Source organism: Silvanigrella aquatica, from assembly GCF_001907975.1.
Classification (GTDB): domain Bacteria; phylum Bdellovibrionota_B; class Oligoflexia; order Silvanigrellales; family Silvanigrellaceae; genus Silvanigrella; species Silvanigrella aquatica.
In genome coordinates, this window is sequence record NZ_CP017834.1 from 1,835,705 (window position 1) to 1,853,781 (window position 18,077).

The 18,077-nt window shown below is 35.5% G+C and carries 8 protein-coding genes; 4 read left to right on the forward strand and 4 right to left on the reverse strand.

What is annotated here, in order from left to right; genetic code table 11:
* Nucleotides 1-10,383, reverse strand: a complete 10,383-nt coding sequence (locus AXG55_RS07600; protein WP_233231076.1) for a fibronectin type III domain-containing protein — start codon at nt 10,381-10,383, stop codon at nt 1-3.
* A gap of 300 nt (nt 10,384-10,683) precedes the next feature.
* Nucleotides 10,684-11,418, reverse strand: a complete 735-nt coding sequence (locus tag AXG55_RS07605) for an MIP/aquaporin family protein (protein ID WP_233231077.1) — start codon at nt 11,416-11,418, stop codon at nt 10,684-10,686.
* Nucleotides 11,419-11,719: 301 nt separating this feature from the next.
* On the opposite strand from AXG55_RS07605, the gene ruvA reads away from it, so the two are divergent.
* Both ruvA and ruvB read left to right on the forward strand, forming a co-directional pair.
* The gene (gene ruvA / locus AXG55_RS07610; protein WP_148697527.1) at nt 11,720-12,421 is read left to right on the forward strand and encodes a Holliday junction branch migration protein RuvA; all 702 of its coding nucleotides are present in this window, start codon (nt 11,720-11,722) and stop codon (nt 12,419-12,421) included.
* Nucleotides 12,422-12,432: 11 nt separating this feature from the next.
* Nucleotides 12,433-13,446, forward strand: coding sequence for a Holliday junction branch migration DNA helicase RuvB (gene ruvB, locus AXG55_RS07615; RefSeq protein ID WP_148697528.1), 1,014 nt, complete (start codon nt 12,433-12,435; stop codon nt 13,444-13,446).
* Nucleotides 13,447-13,462: 16 nt separating this feature from the next.
* Here the strand turns inward: ruvB and AXG55_RS07620 are convergent, their stop codons facing one another.
* Together AXG55_RS07620 and AXG55_RS07625 are read right to left on the reverse strand one after the other, a co-directional pair.
* Nucleotides 13,463-14,209, reverse strand: coding sequence for a substrate-binding periplasmic protein (locus AXG55_RS07620; protein ID WP_148697529.1), 747 nt, complete (start codon nt 14,207-14,209; stop codon nt 13,463-13,465).
* 91 nt (nt 14,210-14,300) lie between these two features.
* Nucleotides 14,301-14,888: a hypothetical protein gene (locus tag AXG55_RS07625; protein WP_148697530.1), complete on the reverse strand. Its 588-nt coding sequence runs from the start codon at nt 14,886-14,888 to the stop codon at nt 14,301-14,303.
* Nucleotides 14,889-14,981: 93 nt separating this feature from the next.
* On the opposite strand from AXG55_RS07625, the gene lepA reads away from it, so the two are divergent.
* Together lepA and AXG55_RS07635 are read left to right on the forward strand one after the other, a co-directional pair.
* Nucleotides 14,982-16,802 (forward strand): translation elongation factor 4, encoded by a 1,821-nt coding sequence (gene lepA / locus AXG55_RS07630; RefSeq protein ID WP_148697531.1) that lies wholly within the window; start codon nt 14,982-14,984, stop codon nt 16,800-16,802.
* Complete coding sequence (locus tag AXG55_RS07635; protein WP_272866923.1) at nt 16,802-17,995, forward strand: MFS transporter; 1,194 nt, start codon at nt 16,802-16,804, stop codon at nt 17,993-17,995. The genes lepA and AXG55_RS07635 overlap by 1 nt, the downstream gene beginning before the upstream one ends.
* Nucleotides 17,996-18,077 lie beyond the last annotated feature (82 nt).

The window sequence follows — 18,077 nt, forward strand, 5'->3', positions numbered from 1 at the left end:
TTAATAGTTTTGTATAAATAATGATTCAGGAAAATCAAACCCTGCAGAAGAGCCATTAGTAACACTACACGTTCCAATATTACCATTTGAAGCCGTAATAGGACAAACCGATATTGTATTTGCTGACCTATTAGCTACGTAAAGATTAATATTGCCATTTGTGCTAATATAAATTGCAATACCTCTCGCATTATTAAATCCAGTTTGCGCCGTTGCACATAGTGTAAAATAGCCACTGCTATTTACAGTACATTTAATTACCGTATTTGTAGTAGAATCTGAAATATAACCATAATTTGTTCCGTTTAAATTAATAATATAAATACTTCGAGAATTTGATAAAGTAACATAATTTCCTCCGGTACCTGTAGCATCAGTCGTTCCTGTTCTTGTGCAAGTGCTTAAAGTACCATTTGCCGCAATAGGACAGTCCCAAACAATACCTCCTGATGTCACATTATAAAGATAATTAGTAGACCCTGTTGGATAAATAAAAGAACCTTGTAATCCATTATTTGCTATAGTAATTGAATTACAAGTTCCAAATGCGCCCGTAGTTGAATTCAAAGGACATTGATACATTTTAACAGGACCATTATAGCCCATTACATAAGCATTTCCATTAAAAATACTGAGCCCATGTGGGTTTGTAATAGAGGGTGAAGATACAGCTGTTGTGCAGGTTCCTATTGAACCATTTGTAAGATCCACAGGACATTTAACTATATTACTGCTAACAAAGTTTGCAATATACATTGTGTAGCTATTATTTGTAGTGTTATAATTAATAATTGCAGTAGAAGGGCTATTCAGTCCACTTAAAGACATTTGTTTACATATTCCTAAAGCCCCTGTTACAGTGTCAATAACACATCGTTGTAGGGTACTTCTATCCCAACTCGCTGAATATAAATAAGTTTGAAGACCTTGACCTAAAGTCGGATAATATGCTTGCTTTACTTGATTTAATTGAGTTTGCGTTAAAGCTGTTGATGTCCACGCAGCGGCAAAAGCCATATATTCATTTAAACCATCACTATTTGTTCCTGAATATTTGCCAATATTCCAGTTACCATTTAAAGTTGTATTACTACTATTTGATGTGTTACATGAATTTAATAAATAATTAAATGAATTACTCCCTAATGAAACTCCCCAAAAATCATTCATTCCAGCAACTAAGGAACAAGAGAGAACGTTCGGAGTGACATTAATATAACTGGGATTTAAGTAAACAGAATTTGCCGAATTATTATATCCAAAATAATTTGAAACACCATTAAGTGAGGAATTTGTTGCCGGAGTTCTTGTAATTGCAACAATTGAAGATGGATTTCCCGAAGTAAATACAGAAGAAACCGAAGCGATAGGAGATGTTGTAATTGGATTTTTAATACCTCTCGCATCCGAAAAAGCGAAATTGACACCAGCCGCATTATGTTCAGAACAATATAAGTCATACAATGCGGTTCCTGAAGTTGCGTTTTGTGTATTGCGCATCGCATACATATAATCTGGTAAAGGAATTCCATTATTAAGAAGTGAATTTAAAAAACCAAGAAATTGTGTAGACCAATTTGTATTTACATATGATCCAACCCTACCATAATAATTAGAAAATATTGCATTTGTATCAACCCCATTTATGACATTTGTAGAGGCTGGTTTATTAAATACTGTTGTGCCACTGAGAGTTGGAGATAATAAATTTTTACACGTCACACTGAAAGATATAATTTGACAAGAATTTGTTGTTACGTAAGTGGGAGGTATTGAACTTGATGTTATTGTTCCACTGGCAGCAGTTATTGGATTATTATTAGAATAAAACTGATAAGTACAATTACTAGAATCATTCCAATTTCCTAGCGTTCCCGTATAAGTAACAGAAGTTCCCACTGCTCCCCCCGTATTTGTGAGAGTTGGATTTCCCGTTGGAGAATTAATTATTTGAGGATAATTAAATAAAAACGACATTGAATTACTTGTTAAAGAAACGCCTGTGCTTGCCGCAGTATCTCCCGATTGATTTGTTGCAACCACAATAAAATTATATGTATTACCCAATGTAAGCGAAATTCCACCCGAAGAGGGACCTGCGCATGAAGTTTTAAGACTGACTGCTGTAGAAGTTACAGTACAAAATAAAGAGGAAGATGTTGTCGGTATAGTTGGAGATAAAGCGGCATATACATTAAATATAATATTTTTATTATCTCCATAAGAATAACTATTCCAAGAAATTGTCAAAGAGGTTGTCGTAGCTAGAGTTATCGATGAAATTATAGGTGCTGTAATCGGATTTGTTATTAAACTAGCCGTCGCAGAGGTTATATTAGAATTATTTAAATTAGTTGCTGTTACCGTATAATTAAAATTTGAATTTTCAGTTAATCCATTAATAATACAAATAACTGTTGTTGTTGGAGGAACTCCTGTCGTGAGCGCAGTTGATGAATTACATGAAGGAGTGATAATCGTATTATTTTGAGTTATACTATAAATAATATTTGCAGATCCATAATTTGCACTAAATGTTAATGTCACTTGCGGCCCAGAAGACACTACAGTCTGTAATGTAACATTGTTACCAGAATTAAAGTTTGTCGTAAAAGAAACGGGTGAATATGTAAGCGTTGATGGCGCTGTATTAGAGGCGCTTATTGTAAAAGAATAAGTTGTATTTTGAGTGAGTCCAGTTACTGTACAACTTAAAGCAGTCGTAGGTGATGTAGTTGATAAACCACTACAACCATTCACAGGAGAATTTGAGCCTGTAAAATTTACTGAAAAAGTAACTGGTGCATTTCCTATATAATTTCCCCCAATTGCAAAACTCCAACTCAAAGTTATAGCAGTATCCGTAATTTTTGTAGCTGATATAGAACTTAATAAACCACTTGTTGCCGCTGTAAATTGAGTAGTTGGATTGACTGTATTAGAATAAGAATATGAAGAAACAGCAATCGTATTTGCTTTAATCTGAAAGCTATATTTTGTATTTTGAGTTAAACTATTTATCGTACAGGTTTGAGTTACCAATGAAGGAGCCGCATCACTTAAAGAACAATCTCCTCCTAATTGTGATATATTTACAGGATTAATCCCTTGCATAATAGTAAAATTGACATTTTGATTCCCAATATTAAATTGCCAAGATAATTTTACAGATGTGTCACTTATAGAAGAAATTGACACTGTAAATGCAGGTTTTATCAATGTCAGTTGCGTAGTAACAGAGATATTATCTAAAGTAACAGATACCGAATCTGAAGGAGCATTATTTGTTGCTACTATTGCAAAATAATAAATTGAATTTTGCGATAAACCAGATACATTACAAACATTTGTTGTTGAAGGGGAAGAAGGAAATGTTGTTGAACCCGTTCCACAAGTAATTATTTTTCCAGATGTGATTGGATTTGTAGAGGTAGACTGATACACCACATAATTTAAATTCTCTGTACCCACATCATAAGTCCAAGTTATATCAGCAGTTGTATCTGTTGAATTTATACTTTGAAGAGTTATCGTATCGCTCGGGTTTAATGCGGACGTAAATGAATAAACAGCCGATGGAGCAGAAGACAATGAACCACTTGATGTTGCTAAACCTGAATTTATTGTAACATTATTTAGCATAGTAACAATTCTATAATAATATAGTGTATTCTCTGTTAGAGAACTGCTGTCACTGCTATTTGAACTATTGTCTATACAAGAAAGAATTGTAAGTGATGTAGAGGAAGAAGATGCATTACATGCCTGAACCGTTGAAGAAGAAATTGTAAAATTATTTGTAGTTGAACGATAAACAACATAGGTTAAATTCACATTATTATAGTTATTTTGCCAATTTAATGTTGCTGAGTTATAATTAACCCCTGATGCATTTAATGACTTTGGCGCAACGGGATATGTCACATTCGAAAAAACAGCATTTGCAGCTAACGTACCATTCGCATTTTTAGCAGTCACTTTAATATAATATAAGGTACCAGGAGCTAGTAAACTTATCGAACTGGTTTGAGTTGAAGATCCAGTTATAGCAGTGACTTCAGTATTTCCTAAATTAATGCTTGTAGATGTTGTTCCATAAGCAATCACATAAGTTGTCGCCCCTAATGTTGTATTCCATTTCACATCTAATACAGTTGTATTATTTACTGCATTTTGAAGCACTGAAAAAAGTGAAAAACTTTGAATGGGAATGCCTGTATATTCAGTACTCTGTAAATTGCCTCCACTACTACGTGTTGCCACTAAAGCAAAATAATATGTTGTACCACTTGTTAGGTTTTGAATAGCGCATGATGTTACAAGTAAACAGTCTTTAAATACACCCCCACTTAGGGCTTGACCTTGTGTCGTTGAATAATAAATTTTATAATCCGTCGCATTTGCAATGACGGACCAATTCACAGTTAATTCTTGAGAGTTTGTTACCGTAACACTTAATACAGGCGCAGGAATGGGAGTCACTGAAAACTCTTGTGAAAAAGAAGTTGCATTGGATCCATTTGACGCAATAATTGTAAAATATGTCGTTGTATTTAAAGCACCAATAGGACTATTACCTACTGTTAAGGAACAACCGCTCGACGTGCACGTTGTCGCTGTACCCGTTGCAGATCCCATTTGAGTTGTAGATGCTTTTACAACATAAGATGATGCTCCCGTAGTATTTGTCCAAGATATATTTATTGCCGTTGCTGTACTTGATGCATTAATTGAAGAAATATCTACAGGCAAAATAGGCTTTACACTAGCAGCCGCACTTGCGACTCCCATGGCACCATTCGCCATTGCCGTTATTGTGTAATAATATGTCGTCACTCCATCCACTACTGTAACAACATCCGAGCAGGTTAATGTAGAACCTGTTCCTGATACTGAAGCACAAGTCCCGACAGTTTCATAACCCGTTCCAATTGTCGTCGATCTTTGCACTAAGTAACTAAAGGCGGCTGTACCTGTATTTTGATTCCAAGTTATTGCCACAGCTCCGCCTACTGCCGAAACATTGGGAGTATTTGCCTGGGCTGGTAAGGTAACAATCGAGAGTGGAAGTGAGGTTAATGTGTTTTTTGAATTATTTATTGTAACTACATAATAATAATTGCTACCAGCTGTTAAAGCAGAATCGGTATAAGTGTTTTGACTTGGATCCGTGGTTGTATGAATGAATGCTCCCGCCGTACTGACTGGTAAGGAAGTACTACGATAAACTTTATAAGTCACTGTCTGATTTCCATTAGCAGCGCTCCACGTAAGCGTAGCACTTGTTGCCGTAACTGGACTTATCGAACTTAAATTCAAAATTGGAACAGTTGCTAATAAAGTTGTTACATTATTTGTTGCAACGAGTGTTGTTGCTCCCCCATTATTAGCTGTTACTTTATAAAAATATTGTGTATTTTCAATTAAACCAGCTAAATCTGTACAAGTATAAATATTCGTATTTGTACAATTAGAGACAGGAAGCCATGTATTGACGGCACCGGTAGTCGATCGATACACATTATACGTAACGGTACTGCCACCCACTCCAGGCGCAGGATTCGGCGCCCAATTTAAAACAACAGAATTTGCTGTTACAGTTCCAAAAGTTAAATTGAAGGTGGGCGTCAAAGACAAATCTGTGGTTACTGATAAAGGAGTTGAGGATACATAATTAATATTATCATTAGTCGCACGCACCTGAAAAGAATAAATTGTATTTTGCGTTAATGTATTTACAGTTAATGTTGTTGCTGCTGTAGGAGTTGTATTTACAATATTCCAAGTATAAGGCGCTGCATTGCCCTCAGCATAATAAAGGGTATATTTAATATTTGATAAATTACTTCCCCAACTCGCAGGTGGATTCCATGACAATTTTATAGTACTTTCTGTAACATCTGTAGAAGTATTTAGAGTTGAAAAAGTAGGGCTTGTGTTTAATTGAGTTGTTGCACTTGTGAATGAAGTTAAATTTGCTTTATTTCCATTATTAGAAACTAATTTATAAAAATAAATAGTATTTTCTGACAAACCCGTATCTTGATAAGTAACAGGACTGCTAGTAGAATTTGTAATAGTTGTAATTGCCGAAGTCCAACTTCCATCTGCTCCTGTTAGAGATCTATATAAAGAATAATTAACCGCTCCAGCCCCCCATAATGCGGATCGCACCCAAGATAAGTTAATAGTTGAATGACTTCCAACAGTTGCTGCCAATGTGGGTGGTGTTACAATATCCGTCGTAGCAGAAAAGGCTAAAGAATTATTTGCCGTAGTAACTGTTGATGGAGATAAATTACTTGCACTTAAATAATAATAATAAATCGTATTTTCACTTAAATTTTTATGGGAATAACTGTATTGCACCGTAGGTGAAATATTTAAATTAGTAAATGAACTGCTTCCTAAAGGAAGACTCGTCGCATAATAGAGTGAATAATTGACAGTGCCATTTCCAGAAGATTGCGGCCAATTAATATCAATGGAGTTTGAAGTCACATTTGCAGCACTTAAAGTAGGAACTGTAGCCAATTGAGTCACAGCCATTTTTGAGGCAGAACACGTTGATAACTTTCCATTTGCATTCGCAGCAGCAGCAACATAATAATAATTTGTATTTTCGAGTAAACTATTCACAGCACAGCTCGAATTAGGAGAAGCCGTTGAAAGCACGGAACAAATGGGTACTAATGACGTATTCGTATCGCATGCAGTTAAATTATCTTGAGTTGAACTATATAAATTATATGTTGCCGTTGGGTTTCCTGTAATAATATTCCATGATAAAAGCATCGAACTTGATGTGATATTTGATACTGCTAAACCCGTTGGAGCTCCAATATACATTACCAATAATTGTTCACTATTTGCATTTACGCTACTAGCCGCGCTCAATGCTGTAACCATAAAGTAGTAGGTTGCCCCTGCTGACAAGCCCGTGATGGTATATGGAAATGTCGTAGTTGCAGGAATGGTAATTGTCTTTGTTGTATAATTATTTGAACTGGAACCATAAGCAATATTTAAAGTAACAGCACCTAAAGGTGGTATTAAAGAAAGAGTAGCACTTTGAGTATCAACTGGACTCACTGAAAAATCAAAACTGCCAATGGGTGTTGCAGTAACATCAGTTCCTATAAAATTCCCCCCTACAGATTTTGTAATAAAAATATCAAAATAATACTGCGTGCCATTTGTTAATCCTGAAATAATACAAGAATAAGTTGTGGGATCTGGATTTATAGGCGAAACTGTACACCCAACACTTCCTGTGGAAAAGGGATTTGGAGATGTACCAAAATAAATAGAATAAGAAGTTGCATTTACTACAGGAAGCCAACTTAAAGTAACACGACCTGTGCCCGCTGTGGCGGTGATTAAATCGGTAACAGGATGAAAAACACCTAAAAATTCATATGAAGTTGTTTTTGCAATTCCTGTTAAATTATTATTAGCTTGCATTGTAAAATAATAGTTATTTCCTAGTACACCCGTAAAGCTACAAGTTGTTGTTACGTTAGAACATGCAACACTCTTGCCACTTACAGGCGCTCCTTGAGTTTGAGAATAATAAACATTAATCGTTGTTCCTACAGCTGCTGTTGTTCCCCCTGTCCAAGTTATTGTTGCAGTTGTTCCTGATATCAATGTACTAATATTGGAAATAGGAATAATAGGAGTTATGGAGACGGCTGTACTCGGCGTGACAACTTGCCCGACCTGTGTGGATGCAGAAACTGTGTAATAATACGGAAAACCATCAACGGCAACTCCGCTATCTATACAAATTCCTCCATTATTATCGCTGATATTATCGCAATTGCTCACGGTAGTGTAAATTCCACCTATCGTGCGCGACCGACTGACGACATATTTAATTAACGAAGCGTTTCCTGGAGATGCACTTTGTGGCCAAATAATTGTTACGTTTCCGTCCACTGCTGTTACCGTAGGTACAGATGGAATATTTGGTAAAGTAACTACAGAAATACTTAAAGAAACAACTGTATTTACTGAATTTTTTGCTGTAACAATATAATAATAAGTTTGACTTGCACTAACTGAATTTGTATCTAAACACGAATTTACTGACGAAACTAAGTTTGTACAAATCACTGTACTCGATGAACTCACATTAGATGCTAAAGAACGATAAACATTATAAGAAACAGAAGCATTTCCAATGGATTTATTCCACTGTAAGTTAACTGAATTCGTGGAAACAGAATCTATTACTAATGTGGGAGCAGTCACAATTTGCGTGGTAAACATTTGAGCTGCCGAAATTATTAAGGGCTGCCCCTTAACTCCATTGTAGGAATAAACCTTGTAATAATAATTTGAATTTTCTGTAAGACCCGAATCCGTATAACTTGTTGTCGTTATAATAGAATTATTAATCTGTGTATAAGAAACACCATCTGTGGAACGAAAAATTGCATAATAAACACCAGCGGTATTATTTAATGCAGCAGACCAACTAAAAGTCATTGAGTTAGAAGTAACAGTTGTCGCCGTTGTCGTTATAGTTGATGCTGTATTAATAAATGTTGTTGCACTTATGGAACTTGAACTTAGTGTTGATACTAAAATATTTGCTGGCGTATAATTATTTGCTTTAATTATATACCAGTATGTCGTATTTTCTGATAAACCCGTATCTGTTAATGAGGTTGAAGTTAATGGTAAAGTGTTTATTTTTGTTGTAAATGTACCTGTATTTCCCGAAGTTGAACGGTATACATCGTAAGTTACTGTTCCATTACCATTAACCGCTGTCCAATTTAAAGAAATGGAACTTGATGATAATGTACTTGCGGAATATAATTGAGGAGCATAAAAAAGTGCCGTTGTTGCTGAATAAGTAATTGACTGCACTGAAACGGCATTAGGTCTTTGATTGATTGCTTCGACCATATAATAATAATTTGTATTTTCTGATAAACCGGAATCGACAAAAGGATTGCTACAATTCGAACAAACAGGATCATTCCAAGTTGTTATTGCACTATTTGATCTATAAACATTAAAAGTCACAGGCGCTGAACCTGCGGGCGCAAAAGTCCAACCTAATGATAATCCATTTGATGAAATTGATGAAGCATTTAAACTTGATGGCACAGTAGATAATGCAGAAATAATATTTACGGTATCAGAATTTACAGATGTTCCACTTAAATTACTTGCAGTTACTGTATAATAGTAATTTGTATTTTCAATAAAAGAACTGCTATCGGTATAATTAAAAAGAGGTGTTGTTGGCGTAGAAGTCACACTGCCTACAATGTTACCTGCTGCTAAGGAAACAGGAGTCAAAGTCGATCGATAAATTGTATAAGTCACATTTCCATTGCCAAGTGAAGGCTGCCAACTCAGCATGTTACTCGCAGAGGTCGCCGCTGTTACGCTCAATCCTCCCGGAACCGAGGGATAAGACAATGCGGAAGCAGGTGAAGATTGAGGCGAGTTTCCACCTTCATTTGTTGCAATAACATAATAATAATAGACTTGTCCCCCTATTAAATTTGATCGCGGATCCAAACAAGTTAACACGCTTAAATTTGCACAAGTGGGAATAGAATCAAAAGGACCCGTTTGGTTTGCACTATGATACAATGTGTATCGAATTGTTCCTGAACCCGTTGCCGCATTCCAATTTAATGTGATTCCTGACGATGCCACACCGGGAGTACCTACAAAAGTCGGCGCTTGTGGTGGGCTAATAACCAAAGCAGAAACTATGTTACTTAATGCTGTGCCCGCTGGACTGCTTGCAATAATTTGAAAATAATAGGTTAAACCATCTGTTAAACCTGTTAATAAATAAGGACTGCTGATACCAGATATAGAATTTGAAATTGTTGTGGGCGAAGTTCCATATTGCAATGTATAATTCGTACTTGCCAACCCTCCACCAATATCGGGCCACACAATTAAAGCTGTTCCTGAACTGGGTTTTACAATAATGGTAAAAATATTTGGAGTCACAGTAACTTCATTGGATGCTTGCGTAGTACCAAATAAATTTCTTGCAATGACATTAAAATAATAAGGTGTTCCATTGACTAAATTCGATATTGTACATGAATTCCCTTGGAAAGCGGCACAATTTGCAGCTGTATTCGTATAATTTCCTGATGAAGTTCCATAAACAACGGTATAATCATCCGCTTTCAAGGAGGTGTTCCAAGTTAAATAAACAACATTACTAGTTGCTAAAATTCCATTAATTAAAAAAGGTGCCGGCGTACTTAAAAAAGGAGCATTACCCTGCTCGACATGAGAGTTATTCCCTCCGAGTGGGTTGTAATTGCATCCTAATATTAATACTAAAATTGCGACTATGTGAAAAAATATCCACAATTTCGCCCTATACCACAAAAAAATCTCCTTATTATTTTTTAAGATTAATTTTCTGAATTTCATATTTCAATTAAGATTATATTATATAATAAGAATAAATAAATAATGTGATAATATTTAAACTACCAAAAATGTATACCATAATTGACAGTTCAAAATTTTAACATGAAAAAAATTGCAAACATATTTATATATTTTAAATAAAATTTTGATGAATTAAATTTCACATTATGCAATTTGAATTATATATTAATAATTAAATGAATTTTATCTTGAGCTATATTATTAATAATGATATTAATTTTTTATTACTTCTATTTAAAGAAACATTTTACACAAAAAAGCGCCTAAAACTCCACCCATAACAGGGCCTAAAACAGGAATCCAAGAATATTTCCAATCTGATTTTCCTTTACCTGCAATAGGTAACAAGGCATGTGCAATGCGAGGCCCTAAATCACGCGCAGGATTAATAGCATAACCCGTAGCACCACCAAGAGAAAGTCCAATGGCCCAGACAAGAAGACCAACTAAATAGGGACCCATGGCCGGAGAAATTTCACCATTATTAGTAGCTTTTCCAAATATAGCTCCAATTCCAAAGACTAAAATAGTTGTACCAATGACTTCCGCCATCAAATTTGAGGGAGAATGTCGAATCGCGGGGCCTGTCGAAAAAACAGCCAGCTTTAAAGAAGGATCTTCAGTTTCTTTCCAGTGAGGTAAATAAGTTAACCACACTAGAATAGCGCCAAGAAAGCATCCTGTGATTTGAGCAAACATGATAGGAAAAATTTCGGATACAGAATAAATTCCGCCTAATAAAAATTTCGCTAAAGTAACAGCAGGGTTTAAATCTGCCTGAATTGAGCCTGCTGATTTTGCAACAAACACACCACCCATGACCGCAAATCCCCAACCTGCACTAATTGCTAACCAACCTACATTATTTCCTTTGGATTTGGTTAAAAGATTATTTGCAACAACTCCACCACCAAATAAAATTAAAAAGGCACAACCTAAAAATTCGCCGAGCAAAATATCACGCATCATAATTCTCCAAATTGAGAAACGGCCTAAGTTAAATGACTTCAAAGGCAGCGAACACGAATTCTAAAATTTTGTCTAGAATACAATAAAGAATTTTTATATTGACAATTGACATTAAGCAAAATAAATAACCAAAAAAATGTTTTATATAGAAACATTTTTTCGTCATTGGTATTTATAAAACTTTTCATTTCAAATGTTAAGCGATAAAATAAAAATCAAATGCAGTTTATCCTCATTCACATTTTGTTTTGTATTTTTTAAAGTTCAAAAATGCAAAATTAAATTATAAAGGAACAAGTTTATGATGGGATCACTACGCGGAATTTTAGCTGAAAAATCGCCTGAATATATTCTTGTCGACGTCAATGGAGTTGGTTATGAAGTGGAAGTCCCCGCGACAACTCTATGCCAACTTCCTGCTTTAAAACAAGAAGTGTCTCTCAGCATCTTAACTTATGTTCGCGAAGATTCCATCCGACTCTTTGGTTTTACTTCATCATTTGATAAAAAAGTATTTCAAGAATTGACAAGTGTTTCGGGAGTTGGCCCCAAAGCCGCACTTGCGCTTCTAGGACCAGTAGATGGTTATGATTTATGTGAGATTATAACAAGTGGACAAATTGTAAAATTAACTGCTATTCCTGGTGTTGGCCCTAAAACGGCAGAACGACTTATTTTAGAACTTAAAACAAAAATGCAAAAATTAATGGCACGCAAAAAAGATGATGTAGAAATTCAAAAAACTAAAATTTCATCAAATTTAGCGGCGTCTATCATGGATAATCAAAACGTATCCCACAAAATGGAACAGAAACTGATTCGCAAACAAATTATCGAAGATTTAAAAAGCGCCTTGTCAAATTTGGGATACAAAGATAAGCAATATGGTGAAGTGGTTCACAGCTTTGAACAAAGAATGCAACTTGGTGAAAAAATATCTATCGAAATCGCATTAAAAGAATCTCTCTCAAAATTATCGGAACGCATTCTGCAAAAACATTAAGGTAACAAATTATGGAATCGAGTATTCATACTAAATTTGATAACTCAATTATCATTCCTGAATTAGCTAAGGAACCCGTAGAACCTCATATTAATTTAAGGCCACAAAATTTTGATGAATATCCCGGTCAAGAGAGGATCTGTGAAAATTTAAAAGTCTATACTCAAGCTGCAAAACTTCGTGGAAAAATGCTAGATCATTGTTTATTTCATGGACCTCCTGGCTTGGGAAAAACAACATTAGCAGGCATCATTGCAAAAACAATGGATTGCCAAATGAAAGTCACATCAGGCCCCGTTATAGAACGGGCAGCCGATTTAATGGGAATATTAGCAAGCTTAGAGTCAAAAACTATTTTATTTATTGACGAAATTCATAGATTACCTGCAAATGTAGAGGAAATTTTATATTCGGCAATGGAAGACATGCGACTCGATATTTTAATTGGCCAAGGACCTACCGCGCGCACAGTTAAATTTGATCTCCCCCCCTTTTGCATAATTGGTGCGACCACCCGTGCTGGTGCCATTTCTGCTCCCTTACGAGATCGTTTTGGTATTCAAGAACATCTTGATTATTATACTCCCGCAGCCTTATCTAAAATTTTATTGCGCAGTGCTAAAATTATGAACACACATCTTGAAGAAGATGCTGCTCTTTTATTATCTAAAAGATGCCGAGGAACACCGCGTATTGCCAATCAATTATTAAAACGTGTTCTTGATTTTGCTTTGGTCTCAAATAAAGTAACAATTGATTGCGACATAATCAATCAATCCCTTAATAGACTGGGTGTCGATTCCGAAGGACTTTCCCTGATGGACAGAGAATTTCTTAAAATTATGGAGGAACGTTATCAAGGTGGTCCTGTGGGATTAGAAGCCATTGCAGCTGCATTAAATGAAGAAAAATCCACTTTAGAAGATGTCTATGAGCCTTATTTAGTTTACCGCGGGTTTATTTTAAGAACAGCTCGGGGCCGCATGTTATCAGATTCTGGAAAAATGCATTTAAATAATATTTAAATTTAAAAGGTAACATTTAAAGCGCACTATATTTTTTAATTATTTCTTTATATTCAGCTGTCTGAATAAGCGTCTTTAAAGCATTACCAAATGCAATAGACTTATCTTTATTTTTTTTTGAGAAAGCAACGTATCTTGGAATTTTTTTAACTGAAGAAGGTAAAAATCGTACTTGTTTTGTATAATTATTTGTCCTTGCTTCAAAAGATAACGTATAAAAATCGCCAATAATAGCATCAACAAATCCTTTTGTAAGGCCAATAATAAGATCATTATTATTAGCAAATTCAACTTTAGTAAAATTTTTATAATTATCAAACTCGGTTGTATAATTATATTTTCTCACAATGCCAATTCTTTTTTTGTCAAAATCAGATAATTTATGCCAGTTTATCATAGTAGAGCTTTTTCGAACCATAAAAGCATGTAAACCATAACGAATAGGTCCCACTAAATAAAAAAGTTTTTGTCTTTCCGGAGTCGAAACAAATTGCCATGCGAAATCAACTTCTTCATCTTTTAAAAGTGCATGAACTTTGTCCCAAGAATCATTGTGCACAGAATATTTTACTCCCAGTTTTCTCATAACAAGGTTAATAATTTCATAATCCATTCCTAATTTTTTATTTTTATTAATGTAATTAAAGGGAGGATAATTTTTTTCACAAGCTCCCTTCCATTCTTCTGCAAAAGAACTTGAAACACTCATTATAAATAAAAAAATAATAAATATTCGTAAAATCTTTCTAGTAAATAATCCCATTTAGACACCCTAATTTTCTAAATTCTAAAAACTTAAGTATTATTTAAATACAAATTAAATTTTTATCTACAAATTTGTGAAGCCATTTAAATTAATATCGAATTATTTTTAAACATACTACATTCCCTTGTGAAAACCAAGGGCGTGGCGGATTTTGACTTTCTAACCCATCCGCTTCGTCATCCGATATACCTATAAATTTTAAAGGACTGACAACGCGTACAAGGGCTCTAAATTCTCCCGCCTGACATAAAGAAGGTAACAGGTTGTCATATTCTTCAGAATAAGCCACTTCCTGAAAAGGCAGAAAAATTTTCGTCTTGCGAAAGACAATGAAATCTCCCGGATTGAAAGAATAAATGAAATCTTCATGAATTTGAGGACTGTCTAAAACGATGATTTCTAAGGGCATAAAATCAAATATCCACATGGAAGACAATGATTTCATACGGTTTCCATCCTGATATTCCGTTTCTTGCGTCACAATCCGCCATTTTTTATGATCATAGTAGCTAAAAATAATACGTTTCACAGGTATAGTGACATACTCAGAAACAGGCACCTCAGGAGGAAGCGCAATGTCCTCCGAATTCATGGGAGCTTGGCAGGAAATAAAAAATGCAAGTAGCATTATACAGATAAATATTGTTAATGATAGGTAATCACATCGTAAGCGCATATCAGTCCTTGCGAATGACATACTTTGAAGTATGTTCCCTTGGGTTGCGCTATCGGCAATATCGAGACTTTATTTTAACTAAGGCAGAAAAGAATGAGCAAAACAGCAAATGCAGAACCAAATTTAATTAGAAATTTTTGTATCATTGCGCATATCGATCACGGAAAATCCACTCTCGCCGATCGCTTATTAGAACTCACCGGCGCCGTTGCCGATCGTGATAAACAAGCTCAAATACTCGATAGCATGGACTTGGAGCGCGAAAGAGGCATTACCATCAAAGCCCAAACCGCGACCGTAGATTACAAAGCAAAAGACGGCAAAATCTACACCTTAAATCTTATTGACACCCCGGGTCACGTTGACTTCACATACGAGGTGAGCCGCAGCCTAACAGCATGTGAAGGTGCCTTGCTTGTTGTCGATGCCACTCAAGGAGTAGAAGCACAAACCGTCGCCAATGTTTACTTAGCGGGAGATAACAATGTTGAAATTCTCCCTGTTATAAATAAAGCCGACCTTCCGAGTGCAGATTATGAGCGCGTTTGCTTACAAATTGAAGAAGAACTCGCCATAGATACATCGAATGCCATTAAATGCAGCGCCAAAACAGGGATGGGAGTTCCTGACATTTTAGAAGCCATTATTCAATTTATCCCGGCACCAGAAGACACGCGTCAAAAAGATCTTCGTGCCCTTATATTTGATAGCTGGTTTGACCCCTATCAAGGAGTAATTGTTCTTGTGCGCGTAGTAGATGGTATTGTAAAAATAGGCGATCAAATAAAAATGATGCACTCGGGCAAAACCTTTGAAGTGCAAAAAGTGGGAATTATGTGCGTCAAAGCTTATCCAAGAGAAAGCTTAAGCGCTGGAGAAGTGGGTTATATTGTTGCCAATGTCAAAGATGTGAAGGACTCTCGTGTTGGCGACACCATTTCCCATGCTCATTCGACTGTAGAACCTCTACCCGGATTTAAAAAAGCAAAACAAATGGTTTTTGCAGGGATTTTCCCAGTGGAAACAAACCAATTTGAAGCTTTAAAAGATGCTCTCGCCAAACTCACACTCAACGACAGTTCTTTAAGTTATGAACCCGAAACATCCGTTGCCTTGGGCTTTGGTTTTCGCTGCGGATTTTTAGGTTTATTGCACATGGAAATCATTCAGGAACGTCTAGAACGTGAATATAATATGAATGTTATTTTCACCGCTCCTACATGTGTTTACATTGTCCAAACAACAAAAGGAGAAGAATTAAGAGTTGATAACCCTGCTAATTTGCCACCTCCTGCAAACATTGCCAAATTTTTGGAACCCCTTGTCAAAGCAACCTTTCATATGCCTCAAGAACATCTTGGAAGCGTCATGGCGCTTTTAGCGGAACGACGCGGCATTCAAACAAAAATGGAATATCTCACGCAAAGCCGTGTCATGCTGCAGTATGAATTGCCCTTAAATGAGATGGTTTTTGACTTTTTTGATCGCATTAAAAGCATTTCCCGCGGTTATGCCAGCATGGATTATGAATTTCATGACTATAAAGAAAGTGATTTGGTACGACTGGATATCCTTGTCAATGGCGATCCTCTCGATGCGCTTTCCTGTATTGTGCACAGAAGCAGCTCCTACGAAAGAGGCCGTTTGCTAGTTAAAAAATTAAGAGAAGTGATTCCAAGACAACAATTTGAAGTTCCCTTACAAGCTGCTATTGGCTCCAAGGTCATTGCTCGTGAAACCTTAAGCGCCATGCGTAAAGATGTGACCGCAAAATGTTATGGCGGTGATATATCGCGTAAAAGAAAGTTGCTAGATAAACAAAAAGAAGGCAAAAAGCGGATGAAGCAAGTGGGAAGTGTCGAAATTCCTCAAGAAGCATTCATGGCGATACTAAACCTTTCCGATGTAGAATGATGAAAAAAAAACATCACCACATTTTGTTTCTTATTTTTTTAGTTCTCTTTGAGTTTGCAGTTTACTTGTCAAATGACATGATTCTGCCTGCCTTGGTTGATGTTGTTAAAGAATTTAATCATACCGATGCTCTCATTCCCTTATCACTTTCTATTTTTCTGTTTGGTTCTCTTTCAATCCAACTGCTCGTAGGCCCCCTTTCCGATCAGTATGGTCGCCGGATAACCATGTTTGCAGGGGGATTTCTTGTTTTAGTAGGAAATGTCCTTGGCATGTATGCAACTGATATGCTTGAATTTTTTATTGCTCGTATCCTTCAGGGAATGGGTCCCTGCTTTATTGGTGTAGCAGGATACGCCTGCGTTCATGAACTTTATGATGAAAAAGAAGCCATTCACGTCATATCCTGGATGGCTTCTGTTGCTTTATTTGCACCCATGTTAGGCCCCTTCCTAGGAAGTCTTGTTATTTTATTTGCAGGTTGGCGCTTTATTTTTATGAGTACATTTCTTCTTGCCTTTATTGGGCTTGTCGGATTGTGGTTTACCATGCCAGAAACTCTCACTAAAAATAAATCAGTAAAAATGAAGTTAAACCTTATTTTTCATAATTATTTAGATCTTTTAAAAAATAGAAAATTTACCTTTGGCAGCATCAGCTTTGGCTTTTCCTTCGGCGCTATTATGATTTGGATAGCCAGTTCTCCCATAATTTTAATTCATTTATTAGGGCTTAATAAGACAGAATTTGGCTTAATCCAAATTCCTGTTTTTTTATCATTTATTTTGGGAACATTTTTGTTACGTTATATTTCAAAATCGTTTTCCTCTATGAATTGTTTATTTATTGGTTTTACCATCACTTTTGTAGGATCATGCCTTTCCGTATTGTTCTCATTATTAAATCCACAAAGTTTGCTTCTTTTAATCATATCTATTTCAATTTTTAACCTCGGTTATGGTATTCTTTCGGCGCCATTTATGCGCATCATTCTAGATTCCACAAGGCAGTCTAAAGGAATCGCTTCTGCTCTTTCCGCGTTTATTTATTTTACAATTGCAATTGCAGCTTCAGCTGCTTTCGGATTGATTTATTCCGTAAGTCTTATTTCTTTTACTTTATATATCTTTGTAACCTTAATACTTTCAGGCATTTCTTTATTATTCATGAAACCATTTAAAAAATTAAAATAACTAAAATAGCAAAAAATATATTAGGAATGCAATCATTTTTTTGACGTTTTTTAAAAATTAAAAAATCCCTTAAAATAAATAA

Bases quoted from the DNA above. Each gene is read 5' to 3' on its own strand.
- AXG55_RS07625 (WP_148697530.1), bottom strand. From the start codon at position 14,888: ATGCGCTTACGATGTGATTACCTATCATTAACAATATTTATCTGTATA.
- AXG55_RS07605 (WP_233231077.1), bottom strand. From the start codon at position 11,418: ATGATGCGTGATATTTTGCTCGGCGAATTTTTAGGTTGTGCCTTTTTA.
- ruvB (WP_148697528.1), top strand. From the start codon at position 12,433: ATGGAATCGAGTATTCATACTAAATTTGATAACTCAATTATCATTCCT.
- ruvA (WP_148697527.1), top strand. From the start codon at position 11,720: ATGATGGGATCACTACGCGGAATTTTAGCTGAAAAATCGCCTGAATAT.
- AXG55_RS07620 (WP_148697529.1), bottom strand. From the start codon at position 14,209: ATGGGATTATTTACTAGAAAGATTTTACGAATATTTATTATTTTTTTA.
- lepA (WP_148697531.1), top strand. From the start codon at position 14,982: ATGAGCAAAACAGCAAATGCAGAACCAAATTTAATTAGAAATTTTTGT.
- AXG55_RS07635 (WP_272866923.1), top strand. From the start codon at position 16,802: ATGAAAAAAAAACATCACCACATTTTGTTTCTTATTTTTTTAGTTCTC.